The sequence below is a fragment of the Paenibacillus sp. EB106-06-01-XG199 genome (genome assembly GCF_058791575.1).
Genome location: NZ_JBYTDQ010000005.1, coordinates 249,513 through 265,136, shown reverse-complemented (window position 1 = coordinate 265,136; position 15,624 = coordinate 249,513). Strand labels below are relative to the sequence as shown.

Genomic DNA, 15,624 nt, shown 5'->3' with positions numbered 1-15,624 from the left:
CCAATTTAAATTTTCGGACTGTAGAATTACTATTCTGGAACACAAGATTACTCCTTGACTGCTCCGAGCATAACGCCCTGAACGAAGTATTTCTGAACAAAGGGATAGACGCAAAGAATGGGCAGGGTTGCAAATACAACGACTGATGCCTTTAATACTTCCGGATTACTAAGAGATACCTGGGTTGCTTCCAGTTGAAAGCTCTCACTGGCCTGAATGACCAGATAATACAGCTTGAGCTGCAGAGGCCGAAGTGAGATCTCATGCTTGATATAGAACAATGCATCCTGGTAAACATTCCAGCGTCCAACCGCGTAGAAGAGAGAGAGTGTCGCGATAATCGGTTTGGACAACGGGATGACAATGCTGAGCAGGATCCGAAAATGCCCGGCACCGTCGATCCGTGCAGATTCTTCCAGACTTACGGGAATACCGCTCGTTAGAGAAGTCTTCATAATCAGCAGATTGAAGGCGCTGAACGACAATGGTAAAATCAGTGACCATATCGTATCCATCAGTCCCAGATTGTTAATGTTCATATAGTCCGGGATGATACCTCCACTAAAGTACATCGTGAACAAAAAGATGAAGGTGATTACTCTACGGCCCTTCAGCTGAGATCTGGACAGCGGGTACGCGGCGCAGATGGTCAGAACCATCCCCAGAATGGTGAACAGCACTGTCACTATAACTGAGATGTACAGTGACCGGAGTATACTGGCATCCGCGAAGATTTTCTTGTACGCTTCTATGGTGAAGCCCTGCGGCCACAGAAAGACCTTATTTGCAATGACAAAGGAGTCTGCGCTCAGGGATTTCGACACCACATGAAGAAACGGCAACAAGCACGCTAGCGAAGCAATGATCAGAACGAGGCGGATCAGCAATTCCCAGATGTCCAAACGCCCTTTACGTGGTGCGGCAGGGTTGCCGGTTAATGCTCTCATGGTTTCTCTCCTTTCTATAATATTCCATCCTCGCCGAGCTTTTTAGCCACGCGGTCAGCCGTTATTACAAGAAGAATACCAATGACGGATTGGAAGAGTCCTATCGCTGTCGCCCGGCTGAAATTGCCGCTTTCGATCCCCCAACGGTACACCAGAACCGGTATGGTCGTTGTGTACTCTGTCGTGGCCTTGTTCTGCAGAACGAATATACGCTCGAACGAGCCCTCCATTATCTTCCCCAGGTTCATGATCAGCAAGGTTACAATGGTTGCACGGATGGAAGGAACTGTGATATTCCATACCTTTCTCCAGCGACCTGCTCCATCAACGGTAGCTGCTTCATACATCTCCGGGTTAATACCGCTAATGGCCGCCAAATAGATGATGGTCCCCCACCCCATGCTCGACCACACACCGATTGCCAGATAGCTGATCAGCCAATTCGTATCTTCCTGGAGGAACGGAATACGATTACCGCCCATAAGCTCAATCAAATTATTGACGACACCGTTTCCTTGACTAAGCAGCTGATAAGCGATCGCCCCGATAATGACCCAGGACAGGAAGTGCGGCAAGTACAGCATGGTTTGGTTTACGCGTTTGAACCTTACGCTTTTGACTTCATTCAGCAGCAGAGCCAGTACGATCGGCATCGTGAAGCTGAAGACGAGATCAAGAATATTGAGCATCAGCGTATTGCGGACAGCACGGGTGAAGTCTGGTTTGGAGAAAATATCCCGGAATACTTCAAAACCAACCCATTCACTGCCCCAAACCCCTCTTGCAATCTTGTAGTCTTTAAAAGCAAGCACGAGTCCTGTCATCGGCAGATATTTGAATACGATTACAAAAGATAACGGAATCAATAATAGTAAATAGAGCTGCCAGTCACGCTGTAAGAAATACCCGAGTCCCTGTTTGTTTCTTAATAAGGCGGTTCCATTTGTTTTTGAAGCGCTTGCAACTTTCAAACTTTCACCTCCTCCACCAAATTATCTCCTTGCCGGTTGTGTTCACCAGCTCGAGTTCAATGCTATCCCCTTTGCCCGGTTTTGAAAATCATGAGTATTGATGAACCCCATCAAATTTGATCAGGCCGCGGTTTTAGCGGCATCTGCAGCATCCTGATGATCAATTATGATAGGTATTCCCAAAAATAAAACGCTTTCATTAACAAAAAAAGCCGCCGTCTGCCGGCCAGAAGCAGGCTCCTAGGAGCTCTTGCTCTTGGCCGACTTGTAGCTGCTCGGCGGCATGCCTTCGTACTTGCGGAAAAACCGGTTGAAGCTCTGGACATTATGATAGCCCACCTCTGCTGCAATCTGCTTGATCGTCAGGTCGGTATCCAGCAGCAGTTCCTTGGCCTTCTCGATACGCAGCTGATTAAGATAATCAATCATGCTGTTTCCGGTTAGCTCATATACGATCTTGCGCATATAAGAGTAGCTGATGCCGATTTCTTTAGCCATATCCTCAAATACAATTTCTTCACGGTAATTTTCCTTCAAATATTGAATGATCCGTTCTCCATGATTGGTTTCACCCGTGCTGCGGTCCAGACTCTGTACAATTTCACGGAAAATTTCATGCAAATACTCCTCAAGCTCATCAAGCGTATCCATCGCAGCCAGAATGGTGTATATGTTGCCTTTACCCATAAACATTCTTCCGGTACCGATATGATTCTCACGAAGATGCTTGATGGTCGCACCTATCAGCTGGTGATAAATGAACATGATATTATCATAGGAAATATTCTCTTCCGAGCTGATCTGACAGCGGATGCTCTGAAGCTCTTTGAATATCCCGTCCAGGTTGCCGGCGTCCAGGAAATTAAGAATCCGTCGCTCACTGCTGTCGAAGTCGATATATTTACGGCTGTTCTCCCCCTCATCCTCCCAGTACATAATGCTGCCGGCACCATTAATCATCCGCTGCTTAATCAATTCCATCGCTTCAAACAACCGCTGGGCAACCATTAGGGGTGTATCAGCCAAATTACTTAATCCGATCGTGACCGAATGTTCCAGCAGCGCAAGCGACTGATCCCCGACCTTTTCCAGGGCCTGATGGATCAGCCCGCTGCTCCGCTCATCCTCACCCGGAGCAAAGTTCATCACAATCACAATACAGCCGTCGTTATGATAGACAGAACGGGCCAGAATCCCCTCTGGAAAGAAGCTTTCGTACTTCGTATTAAGCAGATACCGGTGGTAGCTGCGTGTCTCCACATTGGTATTGCCCACATATACTCTATACTGGTCGATGGAGACAACGGCGATTCTGTAACACGCTTCCGGAAAAACCTCCGTGATCCGGGGCGGAATCTCTCCGCGCAAAAGACGGTGAACAGCGAGACTGCGGGTATCCTGCTCACGCTCCTGCAGCAGCTGGAACAGACTGTCCTCTTCCTCCTGCATTCGTTTGAACGCCATATCCAGGAAGGCAAGCTCATTCTTATTCACCATACCCAAATCGCTTTTGGAGCGTATCGTCCGCACCAGCTGCCTTACCGGTCTAGACAGCCAAGTTGCGAGAACGACAGCCATAACCGTGCCCAGCAATATAATAGCACCCGTAAGCAAAATGATATTCCCCTGCATATCACGTGATTTGGTCATCAGCTCATCCATAGAACTCCAGCTCACATTCCACCATCCGGACAATGAAGAGCGGCTCCAGGCGTAAACCATCCGTTTGCCATCAAGCTCACGGAATGTATAACCTTCACTTGGATCCTGAGTCAGCATATCCCGAATAAAGGGCAGCTCATAACCGTCAGTGAGCAGCTTCGACTTGTCCTTGTAGGATATTATTGTGCCGTCCGATGCCAGAAGCAGGTGGTTGCTGTCTCCGACTTCTGTTTCATGCAAATATTTACCGATCTGGCTCTCGCTTATGTTAACGATGATTAATCCGTGCGTGGTGGAAGACAGACGATTGAGAGGATACACATACGATACAACATTGACGCCCGAGTCCAGCTTGCGGGGAACCCATACGCCGCTGATTCCTCTCCGCCCCTCAAGGGCTTCTGTTGTCCAGCTGATCGACTCATACCGCTCCAGCTTCGTGATCCCGTTGTCAGTAGAAATAACATAATCCGAATCATTCAAGTAGAAGTAGGAGGATTCCGCCCCATCTACCCGGCGGTTCAAATTCATCAACTCCTTCATCACTATCAGCGCGCTGCTCACGTTATTGTAATTGGAGTTGAGTTCTTCGAACGTCTCGAAATTGCGAATGCGGTCAAAAACGTTAGTTGCAGCCGAACGTGCCGTATCCTGCGCCAGGTTAGAGAGCGCGCTTTCGTTCAGCTTGCGGTTGGCATTCAGCCCGGCGAGTGTGGATTCTCCGATAGCCTCCTCTGAGTTCTGTAAAAGCTGTGCCCCGCTGTACCACGTCAGGATGGCTGTCGGAATGGCCATGACGCAGAATAGAATCAATGCCAGCTGCAGCAGCATCGGTGTTTTTTTCATATTTGCTCCCCTTATGATTTCTGTAGATACGTAGATTGAACAATACTTCTGTGGACGTACTCCATGGCAAATCCGGTATTCACACCAGCACCAGTAGCAGTATTTACTGTTACCGCTTACATTTTAATTCAAAACAGATAACCCGGCTATTGTTATTTTATCATTATAAAAAACATTTTAAATATATGTATAGGAAAAATTTTCAAACAAATCAGGAAAATTGACGATGCTATAGCCATCCCCTCCTTGACATCGGATCTATTATCCTCTATGGTTAGTTACATAAGTAATCAACCAGTTAGGTGGTGAAGCATTGGGATTTCAAATGGATGACACCCGGCCAATATTCGTACAGATCGCAGAGCGAATAGAAAATGACATCATAGATGGAACCATACCGGAAGAATCTCAGGTGCCTTCCACGAATCAGTTCGCTTCGTTTTATGGCATCAATCCGGCGACAGCGGCCAAAGGCGTGAATCTGCTCGTGGAGCAAGGAATATTGTACAAGAAGAGGGGAATTGGGATGTTTGTGGCAGCAGGTGCGCGTGCGGACTTGACGGATAAGCGCAGGCAGCAGTTTTATGAGCAGTATGTGGTGGCCATGATCCGTGAAGCCGGCAAGCTCGGCATTACGGCTGGGCAACTGTCTGAAATGATCCGCAAGGGGGATGAGAACCGATGATGATCACCAGGAAGACGATTGAGGCGAAGGCAGCACTGCCCGAGGCAGAGCTTGAGCTGAATCATGTCAGAAAGATCTTCCACGGAGGCCAGGGGGTACAAGATGCTTCGCTTATATTGAAACCGGAGACGATTCACGGACTTATTGGTGCCAATGGAAGCGGCAAAACCACTTTACTTGCACTAATCGCCGGCCTGTTGTTTCCAGACAGCGGAACTATTACCTACGGCGGCATGCCGGTACATGAAAACCCTTCAGTTCTAAGCAGTATCTGTATGGTTAAGACCTATGAACGGTCCTGGAACGAGTACTCTCTTAAGCAAATCTATAGTTATGCCTCACTGTTCTATCCCTATTGGGATGCAACTCTGGCCGAAGACCTGATGAACAAATTCCAACTTGGCGGCAGCAAGAAGTACAAACAGCTTTCGCGCGGCGGTCAATCAATGGCCGGAATCATCAAAGGACTGGCAAGCCGTGCTCCAATGACCTTGCTGGATGAACCTGTCCTTGGGCTGGATGCCTCGATGCGGGAAATCTTTTACCGGATACTTCTTGAGGATTATGGCAAATATCCCCGCACCTTCGTGATTTCGACCCATCTCATTGATGAGGCCGAAAATTTATTTGAACAAATAGCTTATGTCAAAAAAGGCACCATCGCTTACAACGGTCCCGTGGAGGAATTTGCCGCCAAAGCTTCTTATGCTACCGGCCCCGCCGCAGTGCTTGAGAAGCTGTCCGGGGATGTTCGGAACCTGCACACTGAACGGCTGGGCGGCAAGCTTATGCTGGCATTGGAAGACCTCACAGATCCGACTGAACGCAGAACACTGCAGGAACAAGGTGTGGAGCTGTCTCCAATCCCCCTGCAAAAGCTGTTCGTGTATATGACACTTAGAGATACTGCCAACGGCCAAGGAGGAGGTAACCTATGAGCTTACGCAATTTGACGAAATTCCATTTGAAGGATTACCGCAGAGCCACAATCATCCTCTTCTGTGTACTATTGCTGGTCAACACTGCACAATTACTGTTGAAGCTCTTCCTGCCTTCACTGGTCACCATAACGGAGCACAATATCTTCGGGCTCAGCCGCAATGTGATTGTGATATTCACCTTAATCAATGTGGTAGTGAACGCCAATCTAACGTTTCCGCTGATGAGCGGATTTAGTGTAACCCGCAAGAACTTCTATTTCAGCACGATTCTGGCCTCCGCAATCTTTTGCGTTTCTGCCGCATTTGCGGAAACTGTGCTGTCGGAAATCGGCAAAGCTTTAATGCCCTCCCTTGGCATGGAAATCAGCAGCGGCAAGCCTTTTCTGCTTCATTGGTATTTATTTGCGGTGGGCCTAATTGCCGTTTCGCTTGCCCTCTTTGTGATTATCGCCTGCTTTCACCGGCTCGGAACCATAAAAGGCATCTTCTCTTTAATTCTCTATGTCGGACTCCTAAATTTGGCCGTAAACCTGATGCCTTCTCTTCCGATCACCGATGAGTCCGGACTGCTTCCGCTTTCCCCCGAAACCCTTCCCGCCGAGAGCTCGCTCATGCTTTGGGCAGCTATTCTGGCACTGGTGCTAATCGGCTGGCTGATTTACCGCCGCGCTCCCGTTCGTATGTAGATTAGATACAGGTTCTGCCCCAGAAAAATATACTGCTACATCACATTCAAAGAGATACCTTAGATGAGTTAAAAAAAGGCGCGGATTTGTCACCAGACATTTACTACAGGCTATTCACAGATATTCACTACCATTTCCTCGCTTTCACATAGCAAAACGCCCGGATACGCATCCGGGCGTTTTTATATTCCTTTTATAATTCTACGCAGACGGGCATATAGCACTAATCCACATTTACAGCTCCGTCCTCGAACTCTTCAATACTCTGATTGGAGCCAATGACCACCATAATATCACCCTCATTCACATGGTCATGCGCGGTAGGAGCAACGATGATCCCGTCCTCGCGGTTCAGGGCAATGATGCTGCAGCCGTATCTGGCCCGGGTGTTCAGCTCCGAGAGGCTTTTGCCATTCATGCAGGAAGGCACGGTCAGCTCGACAATTTTATAATCCTTGGAGATTTCGATATAGTCCAGAAGATTGGGCGTCACCAGTTGATGTGCCACACGGACACCCATATCCCGCTCGGGGAAAATAACCCGGTCGACCCCCAGCTTGGACAACGCCCGCCCGTGAAGAATCGTTATCGCTTTGCCAACCACCTGCTTTACACCAAGCTCCTTGAGCAGGATCGCCGCCAGTATGCTGCGCTCCATGTTATCTCCAATTGCCACAATACCGCAGTCAAAATTACGCACCCCCAGCGAACGCATAATTCCTTCATCTGTAGCATCCGCCATTACGGCATGGGTCAGCCGGCCGCTCATCTCTTCAACCCGGTCCTCCTGATGGTCAATCCCAAGCACCTCATAGCCCATGGCCATCAGTTCAAGCGCAAGGCTTGAGCCAAAACGGCCGAGACCGATTACGACAAACTGCTGTGGTTTCATAATTCGTTTAGCCCCTTATCCAATTATCATTTTGCCTTCCGGATACTTATACAATGCTTTACCCTGTTTCGGGCCAAGCGCATACGCCAGGGTCAGCAGACCCAGCCTTCCGGCGAACATGGTCAGGCTGATCAGAATCTTGCCGGCTTCCGTTAATTCCGGTGTCAATCCCATGCTGAGGCCCACAGTGGCGAAGGCCGAGGTCGTTTCGAACAGAATCATCAGGAAGGGGCGTCCTTCCGTGGTGGACAACACCATCGATACGGAAACAATCAGCAGTAAAGCAAGCAGCGTAATTGTCAGCGCCTTGAACACACGCTCCTGCGCCACCCGGTAGCGGAACAGCACGATATCCTCACGTCCGCGCAGCATCGAAACTACCGCCCCGATCATCAGGGTGAACGTTGTTGTCTTAATCCCGCCGCCAGTCGAGCCCGGGGAAGCCCCGATAAACATCAGAATTACGATGAAAAACTGCGAAGCCTGGCGCAACCCGGCGATATCCACCGTATTGGCACCGGCGGTTCGCGGCGTTACCGACTGAAAGAAGGAGGCCCAAAGTTTGCCGTCAAGGTTCAGCGGACCCAGCGTGCGTGAGTTGGTGAACTCGAAAACAAAAATGACTACTGTTCCAATTAGAATCAGCGCCGCCGTCATCGACAGGACAACCTTGGTGTGCAGCAGCAGCCTGCGGCTCTTACGGTAATCCATCAGATCCGACATGACAATAAACCCGATACCGCCGGAAACAATAAGGAACATGACGACGATATTCACAGTGGGATCATTGACGTATCCGGTCAGGCTGCGGTAGCCGCCGAAGATATCAAACCCGGCATTGTTAAACATCGAGACAGCATGAAAGATGCCATAATACAACGCGCGGCCAAAAGGCATATCCACCGCCCAACGCAGCGCTAGCAGCGCTGCACAACTTGCCTCAATAACAAGTGAATAGAGCAGCACCTTGCGGATCAGCCGGACAATGCCCTCCATCGAGCTCTGATTCATGGCTTCCTGAAGGATAAGCCGGTCTCGCAGCGAAATTTTGCGTTTCAGCAAGAGTGCGAATAAGGTCGCCATCGTCATGAATCCGAGGCCGCCAATTTGAATCAGCACCAGTATGGTAATTTGACCAAAAACGCTGAAATAGGTCCCCGTGTCTACCACCACAAGTCCGGTCACGCAGGTAGCCGACGTTGCGGTGAACAACGCATCAATGAACCTTAGCGAGTGACCCGATGCACTTGAAATGGGCAGCATCAGAAGCAGGGTGCCGATCAGAATGACGGCTGCAAAGCCTAACACCAGTATTTGAGGCGGGGAAAGCTTCAAGAATCTGAATTTGGAAATTTTGGGAAACGGGGAAGCCAAATTCCTCATCCTCTCATATTCGCTTCTGCAAATGAAATTAAACACTAAATAAACATACAAATTATATACGTTATTGTCCAACTTCACAAAGGCGATTTACGGATGTGAGATTTTCCACTTGATATTGTATGGTGTGTAGTGGTACACTTCATTCATCAAGTGTATGGCATGTATCCATACACCAATAACACCACTATGAGGGGAGGACCCCATGGACCCATCTATTGAGCTTTTGCCGGAGCAATTCCAAATCAACCCCTCGCTTCCGATTTACGAGCAATTTGTCGAAGCCATACAGGGACGGATTGTCAGCGGCCTTATCCCCCCCGGCTCGCGCCTGCCCTCAGTCAGAGAGCTGGCCGCCGGACGGGGAGTTAATCCGACTACCGCCGCCAGAACCTACCAGGAGCTGGAGAGGGTGGGGCTGATTGTCACCTACCGGGGCCAAGGCACTTTTGTTACCCGTGAGGAAGAGGTCATCGGCGAGGCGCGCAAAGCCATTATGCGCAAGGCAATCCGGGAGTTCAAGGCTGTTGCCGGGACGCTCGGCATCTCTGCTGAACAAATGTTGAATTTCGATAAGGAGGATTCAAATGCCAGTGAATCATAATAAGGCTGCCGGATTGTCAGCGAAAGCTCCGGCAGTAGAATGCAATAATTTAAAACTTAAGGTAAAGAAGAAAATAATTCTGGACGGAATCAGCTTTCAAATTCCCCAAGGCAGCTTAACGGGCCTTCTGGGGCCTAACGGAGCAGGCAAATCCTCTCTGCTTCGCATCATATCCGGACTTACGGCAGCAGATTCCGGCTCGGCTCACATATTCGGAAAACCGGCAGGCGTTCAGTGTCTCGGCGAACTGTCCATGCTGCCGGACCGCAGCAACCTGCCCGGCTGGCTGACCGTCCGCGAGTGGCTCGGCTTTGCCGGAGGCATCTACCCGGACTGGGATGAAGCCAAAGCACAGGAATTGCTCCGTGAGCTTTCGGTCTCACCGGAATCGCAGATATCCGCGATGTCCCGGGGCGAGGAAGCCAGGCTGCAGCTGCTGACCTGTCTGTCGCGCCAGGCACCGCTGGTTATACTCGATGAGCCATTCACCGGAGTGGATCTAATCTCCAGAGAACGGATCGCTTCGGCGGTCGTGGGTGAGCTGGCGGACGGCGCCCGTACCTTCTTGATCGCAACCCATGATATCCGCGAGATGGAGCTGCTGTTTGACCGGTTGATCCTGATCGGTGAAGGCCAAATCCAGAGCATCGAAGATGTCGAACTGCTCCGCCAGTCCGGCAAATCGGTAGAATCTCGTTACAGGGAAGTGTTCGCATGACAGCGCTGAAGACACTTGTTCAGTTGGAGTACAGCCGTTTCAGCCCTTCCAGACAGGGGAAATCTAAGAGCATTCTGATTGGCTTATCGCTGTTCTGTGTGATGGTGCTGGTCGGCATGTATCTTCCCGCCACCAGAGCAACGCAGCGTTCGCCGTTTATCTTTGCAGCACTGCTGCTATGGACCGTTACGCTGGGCCTGTCCACGCTTCACATCCTGGCATTCCAAGGTCAACAGCACAGAGAATGGTTTTTATCCTTTCCACATTCCCGGCTTACACTGCTCTATGCCAAAGTGGCCAGCCTGCTGAAGCACAGCCTGAACATCACCTTTTTGGTGATGGCATCTGCCATTGCCGTATATGCCCTTTCCGCTCTTGCCGGCCGGTATGCCCCGCTTCCGGCTGTGGAGCTAATCTACACGCTTGCCTCCTATACGTTGTTCATCATAGCCACACTGCCTTTAGCAGTAGTCTGGGGGCTAGCAATCACCCTGCTTATGCGTGCACGAAAAGCTGCTGTGCTGCTGGTTATTCCATATAATTTACTGTGGCTGCTGCCGCTTATTTATGCCGGCTTGCTAAGCTCATCCACTCTTGGTCTGGAAGGGGTGGAATATGCCTCTCCGAATGCAGTGTTGATGTATGCACTTGCTCTGATTCTAATCGGGTGGCCCTTCTGTTACTTCCTGATGCCGCTTATCGCCCGCAACGGACTGGGAGCAATGGGGGAACTCCGATCAACCGCTCTTCCCTCATCTGCAAATTCAAGATGGGGAAAGAACGCGAAAATAAACACATTTACCATCCGCAAAGCGCCATTCACCACTCTGTACCGGTTACATACCAGCCGCGTACAACGGATAGAAAAACATCCGGTCATAGTCACCCTGAAGCTGGCAGTGCCGCTGCTCATCATTGCGGCCGGTTATTACGGATCAACAGACGGATTAGCTATCCAGTCCGTCTCAAGAGCGCTGTTTATGATGCCCGTTCTGTTCGGTTTCCTGTGGATGATGAGCCGCAGCAGCCTCGAACGCAAACAGCTGCCCTGGTTGCTCGGCCTCCCGCAAAGCCGGTTGACTGTACTGCTGGCCGGAGTTGCTGCTGTATGGGTTACCGTTATGCGGATCATCATTGTTCTGGCGCTTTCCGCTATTGCAGGGAGTATTATAGGCTTAATTACAGGCAAGACCGATCCGCACAATCTGTCTTACGCCCTGACATGGCTGCTCTTTTCATTTCTTCTTTATACACTTACACTGACACTAACCTTGGGCCTGATGCAGGCCGAATACTATCTGATGAAATCATCGGCACTGTCCTTACTTCTGCTTCCGATCGTGCTGCTGGGCACCCTGCATAGCGTCCTGATCAATAGATTTATGATCCCTGAGGATATACACAGCGGCATGATGCCGGACTGGAGCCTGCTGGGCTGGATTGCGGCCATTGGCCTGCCCCTTGCGGCATGCTGTATTTTTGCGGGAGCCAAATATTATCATCTCATCTTAACTCCGCAGAAGAAGGCTGCAGCCCAAACAAAACAAGCATAAGCTTGGCAATCTTCACGTAAACGTAAAGGGACAACAGGAAATTTCCTGTAACTGCACGCCAAGTGATACTATAATAAGAAAAGCACGAAGCTTAAGGAAAAGAGCAGGATCAATCCATCACAAGGAGGCGTTTCATGAATTCCGTCGGCCAGCCCTTACAGCAGCGGCCTCTTTCCATCAAACTTATCGTATCGGGCATTCTGGGTCTTATCGTATTTATTATGTTCCAGGTAGCTCCCCAGCTCCTTTCGGGTACTAATGGAGAAGATACCACCGTCATCAGCAAGAACGAAGCCCGTTCACATGCCGCCGCATTCGCAGCCCAGCAGCTTGGCCATACGGAGACAGCAAAGGATCATTGGACCGTCACTTATCAGACTGACTCGGACTTCTACGGATATATGTCCCGGGAGAAGCTCCTGCAGGACTACTCCAAGAACAAGCTGGATCAGCGTTATCCCTTTGACGTCTATCATGCTGTGCTTCAAGCTTCCGGAGAAAAAGACGCCCAGCTCGCCGTTGATCTCAATATGTACACCGGAGAGGTTGTGGCCTTTGCCCGCGGTGCCAGCATCAAATCCGGGGACGGATCCAGTTATGGAAGCGCTCCGGCTGCTGCCCGTGCAAACAGTGATTCCTCGCTTTCTCTGGATAAAAAGGAGGAGCTCGCCCGCCCGTGGCTCAAGCAATGGGGAGTAAATCCCGCCAAGCTGCAGATCGAAGCCGGTACAAATGAATACGGGCTTGTCTATACAGACCATTCGGTCAAAGTCGGAGAAACTCTGCTGCGTTATAACTTTAATTTCCAGGATGGTGAGGTTTCTTACTTCCGGGCCGGATTTTCCGCTCCCTCCTGGCATACTTCGTATGTAGAGGACCAGACCTCGCTGGCCCAAACGCTGACGCGCTTTGGCTACGGCCTGCCGACACTGGCTCTTGGCATTCTCGCCTTGATCTACAGCATTCTGCGAAGAGGCCATACTTCCTTTGTGCGCGGCATCTTCTTAAGTTTGGCCCATTTTGTAATCATGATGGTCAGCACTTACAATATGCTGCCGGAATCCGGCGACAGTCCTGAGGCCCGGATAACCGCTGCCATCTTGTTCGTCATTTACGCCTTGTACAGCCTGCTGATGTCCTCCCTGCTCTACTTCTCGCTCGTTGGAGGCAACGGCTTATGGCGCAAGGAGGAAGGCCTGAATCCCTGGCCCCGCGCCAAGGAGCCGGGATACGGCAAATATGTGCTCGACAGCATGCGTACCGGTTATATCTGGGCTTTTATCCTGCTTGGTGTGCAGACAATTATGTTCATCATCTTGTCGCTCACGCTGCATAACTGGTCCACCACGGACGCCAGCCAATCTCCCTACAATATGAGATATGCCTGGCTGCTGCCGATCGTCGCTTGGCTTGCCGGCCTGTCCGAGGAAGCCGTCTACCGCCTATTCGGCATCCGGATGCTCAAAAAAATCGTCCGCAACACCTTCATCGCCTCGCTGATCACGACGCTCATTTGGGCTTTCGGCCATACACTGTATCCGATTTACCCGATCAGCTCGCGTCCGATCGAGCTGACAGTGATCGGGCTGCTGTTCAGCTATATTTTCCTGCGCTACGGCTTTATCGCCGTCATGTTCAGCCATGTCGTGTTTGACAGCATTCTGATGGGAGCCACGCTGATCTTCATGAAGGAGAGCGTAAATGTAGGTGCCGGAATCGTGACGCTCATCCTGCCATTCGTGGTCGGTTACATCGTGTACCGGTTTAACCCCCCGAACAAGCCAGGTCAACCGAAACCACGGGAACCCGAAGAATCGCTTCAGCCTGCTGGCAACTTAAATTAAGCTTTCAATAATAAAATGAGGTGTTCCAACTGGCTGCCATCAGCCTGCGGAACACCTCGTTTTATCTCCTTTTAAAGAAGCGGTCATAGAGCACCAATGCAACCAATATGGTAAACACCTGAATTAGAAACTGCCCCTACTGATTATAATAACATTTAATAATATATAACATTTCTGCATGATTCCCGGATTCCCCTTATCTTCGCAAACCGGTAAATTTCACTATAATCTTCAATCGTTAGGCTCAGCAATCACAGTCCTGTTTCTCCCCCCTTTCTTGGCCAGATACAGCGCCCGATCCGCCATCTCCAGCAGCGCTTCTTGCTCTGACGCATGTAAAGGATAGTGCGCTACACCTTGAGAGACCGTAAGCCGTGTTGGAATGGGAGCCACGCTTTGTTCAAGGGCCAGCCGGACTCTTTCGGCTACATTAAAAGCTTCCTCTGGTCTTGTTTCAGCCAGCAGAATGACGAACTCTTCACCTCCGTAGCGGTAGCAGACATCACTTGGGCGAAGCGAGGATACTATAATTCCGGCAACGTGTTTCAGTACTTCGTCACCAGTAACATGGCCATAGGTATCATTTACGAGTTTGAATCTGTCTACATCCAGTACAATGAGCGAAAACGGCAGCCCGGAGTCAATCCAATGACCCATCTGATATTTAAGCGACCTCCGGTTCATTAAGCCCGTCAGCGCATCCGTCGCGGCCTCCTGAGTAAGCTGATCCGTCTGTTTCTGAATATCTGTTACAGCAAGCAATACAGCATCGGTCAGCAACTTTGCCTCCCGGCTCCATTGTGGCCTTACCTCCGGAATTACAATGTTCTCCTTGCCTATCCTGCTCACCAAATTTGCCAGATGCACAAACGGCCGGGCCAGCTTGTATGCTATGAAAATAACGCCCATCAGCAGCATAAGAAACGGGAAGATCGAATACGCGATAATTGTCCGGAGATGGCCCATCAGCTTTTGATGGATGATACTAATCGGCGATACGACCGCAATCCCCCATCCATTGGCTGGAACACTGGAGTACCCCGCAAGCACCTCAATGCCGATGGTATTAATTACTCGCTCTTTTCCGTGCTCTCCCTTCATGAGCTTCTGCACAACCTTGTTGGTGCTGATATCTCTCCCGATAAACTGCTTGTTTGGATGGTACAGCCGCCGCCCCTTGGAATCCACAATATAAAAATAAGAACCGTACTCGTCCACGTTGTTATTCCCATAAATCATAGACAGGATATTGTCCTCCTGCAGATAAAGCGTCCCGCTCAAAATACCGAGATATGTTCCGTTCCTGCTAAAAACCGGTTGACTCATAAATACGATTAACCGCTTAGTGTTTGGGGTTAGGTAAGGGGAGGAGAGATATGGTTTCTGTAGCGCCAGAGCCTCCTGACCGGCTTTGGAGGTAAGAAGCTTGCCGGCCGTTCCCACTTTTGCAGGAACTACGTTGCGGATCACCCCGTCGACATCAACTAAGGAGATGGAATTGAAGAAATTGCTGCTGTTGCGTATCAGTTCCAAATAATTATCCACTCGTTTCGGAGCCATGGCATCAAAATCAGAGAGTACACCAGCATTGTATTTCAGGCTATTGCGCATGGACAGGAATAAGGAATCCATCGTCTTAGACATTCGTTCAGCGCTGGAGTAATTCAGCTGGAGTGTCGTCTCTATCAAAGATTGTTTCTTGGACTCGTAAGAGCCAATCAGCAGAATGCTTGAGGTTAGCAGAACCACCAGCGTCACCAGGCCCGTAAGCAGCCATGTGAGACTGATTTTTTTACTAGGACACAGTTCGGCCCTTCTTACTGTAAACAAACGATAACCCTCCTCATTTCTATAAAAAACAACTAAATACATAATACATCAAGTCATGATGTTAT

The 15,624-nt window shown here is 50.0% G+C and carries 13 protein-coding genes; 7 read left to right on the top strand and 6 right to left on the bottom strand.

Annotation, left to right across the window (positions count from 1 at the left end; translation table 11 throughout):
• Positions 1-47: 47 nt before the first annotated feature.
• The 3 genes from AC3WT9_RS19640 to AC3WT9_RS19630 all read right to left on the bottom strand — a co-directional run bounded on the left by AC3WT9_RS19640 (position 48) and on the right by AC3WT9_RS19630 (position 4,426).
• Positions 48-947 (bottom strand): carbohydrate ABC transporter permease, encoded by a 900-nt coding sequence (locus AC3WT9_RS19640; RefSeq protein ID WP_492407809.1) that lies wholly within the window; start codon positions 945-947, stop codon positions 48-50.
• A gap of 14 nt (positions 948-961) precedes the next feature.
• Positions 962-1,918: an ABC transporter permease gene (locus tag AC3WT9_RS19635; protein WP_492407808.1), complete on the bottom strand. Its 957-nt coding sequence runs from the start codon at positions 1,916-1,918 to the stop codon at positions 962-964.
• Between the two features lie 240 nt (positions 1,919-2,158).
• On the bottom strand, positions 2,159-4,426 hold the full coding sequence (locus AC3WT9_RS19630; protein WP_492407807.1) for a helix-turn-helix domain-containing protein: 2,268 nt from the start codon (positions 4,424-4,426) through the stop codon (positions 2,159-2,161).
• 325 nt (positions 4,427-4,751) lie between these two features.
• Between AC3WT9_RS19630 and AC3WT9_RS19625 the strand changes: the two genes are divergently transcribed.
• From AC3WT9_RS19625 to AC3WT9_RS19615, 3 genes are read left to right on the top strand one after another with little or no spacing between them, the layout of a single operon-like run.
• Complete coding sequence (locus AC3WT9_RS19625) at positions 4,752-5,111, top strand: GntR family transcriptional regulator (protein WP_445745048.1); 360 nt, start codon at positions 4,752-4,754, stop codon at positions 5,109-5,111.
• Complete coding sequence (locus tag AC3WT9_RS19620; RefSeq protein ID WP_341096056.1) at positions 5,108-6,049, top strand: ATP-binding cassette domain-containing protein; 942 nt, start codon at positions 5,108-5,110, stop codon at positions 6,047-6,049. The genes AC3WT9_RS19625 and AC3WT9_RS19620 overlap by 4 nt, the downstream gene beginning before the upstream one ends.
• Positions 6,046-6,738, top strand: coding sequence for a hypothetical protein (locus AC3WT9_RS19615; RefSeq protein WP_341096058.1), 693 nt, complete (start codon positions 6,046-6,048; stop codon positions 6,736-6,738). The genes AC3WT9_RS19620 and AC3WT9_RS19615 overlap by 4 nt, the downstream gene beginning before the upstream one ends.
• Before the next feature lie 223 nt (positions 6,739-6,961).
• Here the strand turns inward: AC3WT9_RS19615 and AC3WT9_RS19610 are convergent, their stop codons facing one another.
• Positions 6,962-7,630, bottom strand: coding sequence for a potassium channel family protein (locus AC3WT9_RS19610; protein ID WP_341096059.1), 669 nt, complete (start codon positions 7,628-7,630; stop codon positions 6,962-6,964).
• Positions 7,631-7,645: 15 nt separating this feature from the next.
• The gene (locus tag AC3WT9_RS19605; RefSeq protein ID WP_492407806.1) at positions 7,646-9,013 is read right to left on the bottom strand and encodes a TrkH family potassium uptake protein; all 1,368 of its coding nucleotides are present in this window, start codon (positions 9,011-9,013) and stop codon (positions 7,646-7,648) included.
• A 202-nt stretch (positions 9,014-9,215) separates the two neighbouring features.
• Here AC3WT9_RS19605 and AC3WT9_RS19600 point away from each other — a divergent pair, with 202 nt between their 5' ends.
• From AC3WT9_RS19600 to AC3WT9_RS19585, 4 genes are all read left to right on the top strand, one after another.
• On the top strand, positions 9,216-9,614 hold the full coding sequence (locus tag AC3WT9_RS19600; RefSeq protein WP_341096062.1) for a GntR family transcriptional regulator: 399 nt from the start codon (positions 9,216-9,218) through the stop codon (positions 9,612-9,614).
• Positions 9,598-10,332, top strand: a complete 735-nt coding sequence (locus AC3WT9_RS19595; protein ID WP_342480615.1) for an ATP-binding cassette domain-containing protein — start codon at positions 9,598-9,600, stop codon at positions 10,330-10,332. The genes AC3WT9_RS19600 and AC3WT9_RS19595 overlap by 17 nt, the downstream gene beginning before the upstream one ends.
• Positions 10,329-11,885: a hypothetical protein gene (locus AC3WT9_RS19590; RefSeq protein WP_342480616.1), complete on the top strand. Its 1,557-nt coding sequence runs from the start codon at positions 10,329-10,331 to the stop codon at positions 11,883-11,885. Before AC3WT9_RS19595 ends, AC3WT9_RS19590 begins: the two co-directional genes overlap by 4 nt.
• Positions 11,886-12,019: 134 nt before the next feature.
• Positions 12,020-13,729 carry a CPBP family intramembrane glutamic endopeptidase gene (locus tag AC3WT9_RS19585; RefSeq protein WP_492407805.1) on the top strand — a complete coding sequence of 570 codons (1,710 nt, stop codon included), beginning with the start codon at positions 12,020-12,022 and terminating at the stop codon, positions 13,727-13,729.
• Between the two features lie 231 nt (positions 13,730-13,960).
• On the opposite strand, the gene AC3WT9_RS19580 is transcribed toward AC3WT9_RS19585, so the two are convergent.
• On the bottom strand, positions 13,961-15,559 hold the full coding sequence (locus AC3WT9_RS19580; protein WP_492407804.1) for a sensor domain-containing diguanylate cyclase: 1,599 nt from the start codon (positions 15,557-15,559) through the stop codon (positions 13,961-13,963).
• Positions 15,560-15,624: the final 65 nt, after the last annotated feature.